Here is a 6,218-nt window from a genome sequence, read left to right as displayed (position 1 = left end):
TCGCGTGGTCCGTTCGATGGTTGCCGTTGCCCATGTGGCTTCGAACGTGTCAGTTGGCCCCAGAGGAACGGGTCCTGCGGCCCCAGGTAGCTATTATTGGGGCGTGATTTGAACAAGTATTTTGGCCCCACCCGTCAGTTGATCCCCAACACCACGACGAGGGACACGACCCTTGAGCGGGCCATCGCGCCTGTCACGTACTTCCAGGAACTCGTCAAGCAGTTGGAAGAGAGCGGCGACGGCAGCATCGTCGCTGCAACTGGACTGCTGACGTGGCTAGGACTGACGGCGCGCGAAGAGGACCGCACCTGGAACGCTTTCGTCGGGGTCGATCAGCATTCGGGCCTCGACGGTGAACCCGGCATCGCGTAGCCAGGCCGCCACTTGGTCAGGCTGGCGGCGGTGAACGTGGACGTTCATCGGGTGGCCGCCGTAGCCCTGCGTCTTCAGCCTCGACTCGTCGCCGACGTGAAAGCCGAGCAGTAGTGGTCCGCCGGGACGCAACACGCGCCGGAAGTGGTCGAAGACCGTGGGTACTGCTTCGTCGGGGACGTGAATCAACGACCAAATTGCGAGCAGGCCGACGACCGAAGCATCGGCGAGGTCGAGGTCGGTCATCGAGCCCACCTCGAACCGCAGGTGGGGGTGGTCACGCCGAGCCACGTCGATCATCACGGAGGAAAGGTCGATGCCGAAAGCGTCCACACCCAGCTCGTGCAGGTGAGCGGTGACGTGTCCAGGTCCGCAGCCCACGTCCGCCACCGGCCCACCGCCAGCGGTGTGCACCAAGTCGGCGAACAGCGCCAGAGCCGCCCGAAGATACGGCGCCCCGGCCAGAGCTTCGCGTATTTGGTCGGCATAGCTGACCGCGACGGTGTCGTAGGAGGTCCGGGTGTCTGCCAACCAGCGGTCCGCGTTCATGGCTCGACAGAGTAGTGCAGTGATCAGGATGACGAACCGGATCAACTGAGAGCAACGACGCATCAGACCAGGTCACTTGAAACGGAGGCCAGATCCTTCGAGACGGGACAGTGGCTGATCGGCCGGGGGGTTCGCCCTCAGTTTCTCGAATGCTGTGGGGGTCGGACGATGTGGTAGGAAGTTCTTGATCCGTTGAGCGCAGTCGGCCGGACTGGCGGTGCTCGTGTCGCACTCGATGTCGTAGAGGCCGTGGGCATGGACCTGGGTAATCTGGCGCGCGGCCAGCCCTGGTGGACGGTCCCCGCGCTCTTGCTCCCGCCGCGCGAGCTCCGGCAAGGGGCAGTGCACTCCGACCAGGACCACGTCTTCGGGGGTGAACAGGGCGACGCAGTCGAGTAGACGCCACTGCTCGCTCAGGACGTGGTCGACCACGATGTTGTTGCCGCCCGCGGCCATGCCGGCGACCGCGCGGTGGAAGCCCATCCAGGTGCGCCTGAGCATGGCGGGCACTTCGTCCGGTGCGATGTCCCGCCGCGCCCGCATGGCGTGGAAGGCGTCCACCGGCATGTGGAAATACGTGTCGTCCAGGACCGGGAGGAGCTCCTTGGCGATACTCGACTTCCCCGAACTGGATGTGCCGTTCAGGAAGATGATCAGTCCGCCGGATGGCTGCGAAGCTCTCGCCGAGCCCGCAACCTGGTGGGATTCAGCTTCTGCCGGAGCAACCATCATCTTCCCCCGCTCTGTGCGCTGCCGGTATCCGATCATGATGCATGCTCGGTCGTCGGCGCGTATGGGCGCCCCTTCGGTGGCCGATTAAGAAGCTGCGATGGCCTGTTGACGGGCTTTGGTGTGGGCGAGGCGGTAGGAATCGCTGCCTGTCTCGATGATGTTGCCGCCGAAGGTAAGGCGGTCCACGATGGCCGCGCAGAGCCGGGGGTCGGTGAATGTCTTGGTCCACGAGGAGAACGACTCGTTGGAGGCGATCGCCACACTGTTCTTCTCCTCACGCTCGGTCAGCACCTGGAACAGCAGCTCGGCTCCCCGCCGGTCCAGCTCCATGTAGCCCAGCTCGTCAATACAGAGAAGATCGACCCGTCCGTAACGGGCGATCGTCTTGGTCAGCAGTTTCTCGTCGGCGGCCTCGACGAGCTCGTTGACGAGCTTGGTGGCCAGGACGTACCTGACCCGGAAGCCGGCCATCGCGGCCTCGGTGCCCAGCGAGATCAGCAAGTGCGACTTGCCGGTGCCTGAGTCGCCGATCAGACACAGGGGCAGCCCTTTGCGGACCCACTCGCATGAAGCCAGGGTATGGATGGCAGCCGGGTCGATGGCGGGGTTCGCGTCGAACTCGAAGGTGCGCAGTGCCTTCTCGCGGGGGAAGCCCGCGGCTTTGATCCGGCGCTCGGAACGGCGGCGGTTGCGGTCGTCGCATTCGGCCATCAGCAGCTCGGCCAGGAACCCGCGGTAGGTCATTTGGTCGCGGGCTGCGGCGTCGGCGAGCTCGAAGAACTGGCCGCGCATCGTGGGCAGCCGCAGGTTGCGGCAAGCCGCGTCGATGGCCGCGTCGGCAGCCGGTTCGGTCAGGCCACGGTGACGGGTGACGCTCATGGCGGGACTCCTTAACTGGTGGGACGGCCGGCTGACGGCTGGGTGTGACGCAGGAGCTGGTCGTAGGCGGCCACCGACGGCAGCGGACGCGAGTCGGGCGGCAGCGCGGCCAGGCGGCGTTCGGTCAGCGAGATCACCGGGGAAACGATCCGCCCGAGTGCCGTGTCCGGGCCGGCCTCGCCGGAGCCCTCCCGTTCGGCGGCCCGGCGTGCTTCCAGAGCAACAGCATCCGAGGTCAGGGCCCCGGCTTGCAGAGCAGCGGCGATCCCGGCGACGACATGATGGTGGCTCATATGCCGGTGCAGCAGCAGGACTTCAATCAACGCGCGAGTGCCGGCGGCGTCACCGTGCGCGAGGCTGGTGGCCTCCCACCAGGCGTCGTGCACCGGGGTGAACTTCCCCGCCGCCCGGGCCTGGTCCAGCGCAGTTGCCCCCGGCAACGCACCCGGCTTGCGCAGCAGCCCTTCCAAGTAGTGGTCCAGGTCCAGGCGGCTGCCGCCGCGAGTGGCCAGCCGCTCGTGCCGGGCGACTTCGGTGCGGCCGTCGTAGACCACCAGTTCGCAGGCGTGCAGCAGGACACGGACCTGGCGGCCGATCAGCCGTACCGGTACCGAGTAGTGATTCATGCGCACGGTGATCTGCGCGTAGCGGTCCACTCTCGGGGTCAGGAGCCTGCCAGTCTCGAAGTGATCCTCGGGCAGCGGCTGCAGCAGGGGCTTCTCGATGGCGAAGTACTCTCCGACGGTGCGCGGGCGCTCGCCGATCCGGCGCTGGTCGTCCTGCCGGTCCCAGGCATCGACCTGGGAGTTGAGATCAGCCAGGCTGGTGACGTCGGGGACGGGGACCAGGTGGTTGCGGCGGAACCGTCCGACCTCGCCTTCGACGCCACCCTTCTCGTGGGCGCCGTCAATGCCCGGCCGACAATAGAAGACCTCCAGGCCGGCCCAGGAACGGAAGGCCGTCCAGCGGTCGGTCTCCACCCGGGCGCGGTTGAAGCCGAGGACCCGGGCGACCGCAGAGGTGAGGTTGTCGCAGCGGACCTTCCCGCGCGGCACGCCTCCCAGCACTTCAAACGCGTGGAGATGGCCTTCGAAGAAGGCTTCCTGCCCCTGTGAGACGAAGATGCGGTGGACGGCCGGAGAAGGACAGCCGGAAGACGAACAGGTAACACAGGGTGCGCACGCCGTTGAGGGTGATGTAGACGTCGCCGAAGTCGACCTCGGCCTCTTCGCCGGGCCGGTGGGTCTGCGGAATGAACACAGCGGGCGGGCCGCGGCCCTCCTCGACCCAGATCTCGGGCTTGCGGCGCCTGATGTAGTCCCGGACCCGTCCATAGGAGACGTTGTCCATGCCGTGCTCGTCCACCAGCCGGTCGAAGACGCGCTTGGCCGTGTGACGCTGCTTGCGCGGAGCGTCCAGGTCGGCACGCAGGATCGCGTCGATCAGATGTTTGTACGGGTCCAGGACCGACACCCGTGGCGGCATCGGCTTACGAGCAGTGGGCCACGGCGACGTCAGAGCCTCACGGACCAGCCGCCGGTGCACTCCGTAGCGGCGGGAGAGTTCATGGATCGACAGCTTCTCCGTACGCGAGTCCCGGCGAATCGCCGCGAAAAGCTCAACTTTGGATCTCGGGCCGTCCATCCAGGCCCCCTGACTGTCGGAAGCACAACGATGCTCCCACCACAAGACCGCCCCTGGGGCCACTTCTGACGGACACTCATTTCCCGATCAAACCCGTGGGGCCACCGGACTCGTTCCTCTGGGGCCAGAGAAGCCGTTCAGAGCCACCCATGTCTTGGCGATCACGTCCTGAACGCGAAGACAGAGGCGTCGTCCAGGCCCGCCACCTCAATGACGAGCAGGCCGGGTTCGGACAGGTACACGTCTTGGATCGGTTCGACGTCTGTCAGTGACGCCGCGGATGCTGGATCCTCGATGTCGGTCAATTCTGTTAACCCTTCTGACCGGCTCCGCGCGGCTGCGATGGACGGGGCGTTGACGGAACTCGCTGACACGACGGACGAGGAGCGTTCCCGGAACTGGGCGACACCCGGTGCTGCTGCCCATCGACATACTCACCCGACCGAGCGAGTTGTCAGTGCCGACGTCTATCGTCCCTTACATGACCGCTTCGCCGAACTCCCTTGACGGTGCGTGGGTGTTGGAGGCCACTATCCAGACTGCGCGGGCCGCCGATGCCCAATGGCAGGAGCAACTCGACAGGCTCCGCACGATCGCCTCGTACGACCCGGAGACTCAGACGTGGTGTGCCCGCCTCGGCACGCTCAACCTGGCGGGTGTGCAGGTGCTGCAGGTCCTCTTCGACACCGCGCGGGTCCACGGTGCCGAGGTGTTCCTCACGCCGGTGGCGGTCCCGGCGTACTGGGACGGCCCCGTCTTCACTCGGGATCCGGATGTTGCCGCTCTGCTGGACATGCAGACTGACCGGGGGCGACCGCTCGGTCAACTGCCTCTGGCCTGAGAACCCCGTGCGATACGAGGACTTCGAGCACGTTATTGGCGGCCTGGAAGTAGTCGGCGCGGGTGTGGCCCCGTCCGTGATCGCGTCCAGGGGACAGATCGGCCGGTCGACTTCCACGCTCCTCGGTAAAAGGGACGCTCGCCCTCGCCCCGCTGCTGTCGCGCTTATGTCGCACGACGTCCACGCGCGTCTTCTGTGTGCGTGTCTCCGTCCGGATGCCGAGCAGACGGGGGACGGGTGCTGACAGCCAGGGTGGCGGGGTAGAGCATCTGGCGGCCGTATCGTGCGCGGGCCCGGTCGGCGACGGTTTCGATCGCGAGGGGTTTGTCGTCGTCCGCGTCGAGGGTGAGTTGTCGAGTGGCTCGGTCGTCGGGCCGAAGGGCATCGGCGCGCAACGCGATACCGCGGACCCGAGCTCGTTGAAGACCGAGTGATGCGTAGACCGCGTATGCGGTACGGGCCAGGAGCACGGTGTGCTGGGTGGCCTCCGGCAGGGTGCGGCTGCGCCGGGTCGCGCTGTGGTCGGCGTAGTGGATGGTGCAGGTCAGTCCCGAGGTGATCTGGTCGGCGGCACGCAGCTGGGTGCCGAGGTCTTCGGCCAGGGCGAGAAGGGCGCGGCGGTGAGCGGCCGGGTCGAGTTCGTCGCGGACGAAGCGGTATTCCGTGCTGATGCTCGCCGGTGTCGGGGTGGGGTCGACGATCTGGGTGTCGCGGCCGTGGGCGTGTTCGTGGAGGGCGCGGCCGGCGCGTGCGCCGAGGAGGCGTTGCAGGGTGAGCTGGGGGACGGCGGCGACGTCGCCGACGGTGTGCAGGCCGTACTCGGCGAGCGTCGCGGCCGTCTTCGTGCCCACGCCGGGCAGTTCCCGTACGGGCCGGCGTGACAGGAACGCGGTGATCGCCGCGGGGGAGTCGTCGATGATGGTGCGCCGGTCCGGTGGGGTGAGGGCGCAGGCCATGGCGGCGAGCATCCGGTTGCCCGCGCACCCCGCGGAACTGTGCAGGCCGAGGTGGGCGAGTGCGCGCAGCTGGACCACCTCGGTCAGGGCCCGGGCGTCGCGCTTCCAGTACAGAAGCGAACCCCGCTTAGGCGGAGTTCGGTGTCTCAGAGCGGCAGTTCTCGCAGGCGTTCCGTCACCCGTTTGTGTAGGTCCATGACGTGTACGAGCGTCTCGTCCAACGCTCCGAGACCGACCATCACCCG

General features: G+C 67.0%; 6 protein-coding genes and 1 pseudogene. 1 reads left to right on the top strand and 6 read right to left on the bottom strand.

The window, feature by feature from the left end:
• Positions 1 to 276: 276 nt before the first annotated feature.
• The 5 genes and pseudogenes from SSP29_RS50515 to SSP29_RS59040 all read right to left on the bottom strand — a co-directional run bounded on the left by SSP29_RS50515 (position 277) and on the right by SSP29_RS59040 (position 4,481).
• Positions 277 to 921 (bottom strand): class I SAM-dependent DNA methyltransferase, encoded by a 645-nt coding sequence (locus SSP29_RS50515; RefSeq protein ID WP_089107780.1) that lies wholly within the window; start codon positions 919 to 921, stop codon positions 277 to 279.
• A 72-nt stretch (positions 922 to 993) separates the two neighbouring features.
• Positions 994 to 1,689 carry a chloramphenicol phosphotransferase CPT family protein gene (locus tag SSP29_RS50510; protein WP_150136528.1) on the bottom strand — a complete coding sequence of 232 codons (696 nt, stop codon included), beginning with the start codon at positions 1,687 to 1,689 and terminating at the stop codon, positions 994 to 996.
• A gap of 48 nt (positions 1,690 to 1,737) precedes the next feature.
• On the bottom strand, positions 1,738 to 2,532 hold the full coding sequence (gene istB, locus SSP29_RS50505; protein WP_089107778.1) for an IS21-like element helper ATPase IstB: 795 nt from the start codon (positions 2,530 to 2,532) through the stop codon (positions 1,738 to 1,740).
• Positions 2,533 to 2,543: 11 nt separating this feature from the next.
• Positions 2,544 to 4,176 (bottom strand): annotated as a pseudogene (gene istA, locus SSP29_RS58190) (IS21 family transposase).
• A 161-nt stretch (positions 4,177 to 4,337) separates the two neighbouring features.
• Positions 4,338 to 4,481, bottom strand: coding sequence for a DUF6207 family protein (locus SSP29_RS59040; protein ID WP_167450207.1), 144 nt, complete (start codon positions 4,479 to 4,481; stop codon positions 4,338 to 4,340).
• Positions 4,482 to 4,657: 176 nt separating this feature from the next.
• Here SSP29_RS59040 and SSP29_RS50490 point away from each other — a divergent pair, with 176 nt between their 5' ends.
• Entirely contained in the window at positions 4,658 to 5,017 is a 360-nt protein-coding gene (locus SSP29_RS50490) for a hypothetical protein (RefSeq protein WP_145969086.1), read from the top strand.
• A gap of 164 nt (positions 5,018 to 5,181) precedes the next feature.
• Here the strand turns inward: SSP29_RS50490 and SSP29_RS50485 are convergent, their stop codons facing one another.
• Positions 5,182 to 6,051, bottom strand: coding sequence for a DNA polymerase Y family protein (locus SSP29_RS50485; RefSeq protein ID WP_245883601.1), 870 nt, complete (start codon positions 6,049 to 6,051; stop codon positions 5,182 to 5,184).
• Between the last annotated feature and the right edge of the window lie 167 nt (positions 6,052 to 6,218).

The sequence above is a fragment of the Streptomyces hyaluromycini genome (assembly GCF_002217755.1).
Taxonomy (GTDB): Bacteria; Actinomycetota; Actinomycetes; order Streptomycetales; family Streptomycetaceae; genus Streptomyces; species Streptomyces hyaluromycini.
This window is presented reverse-complemented; position numbering and strand designations above follow the sequence as displayed.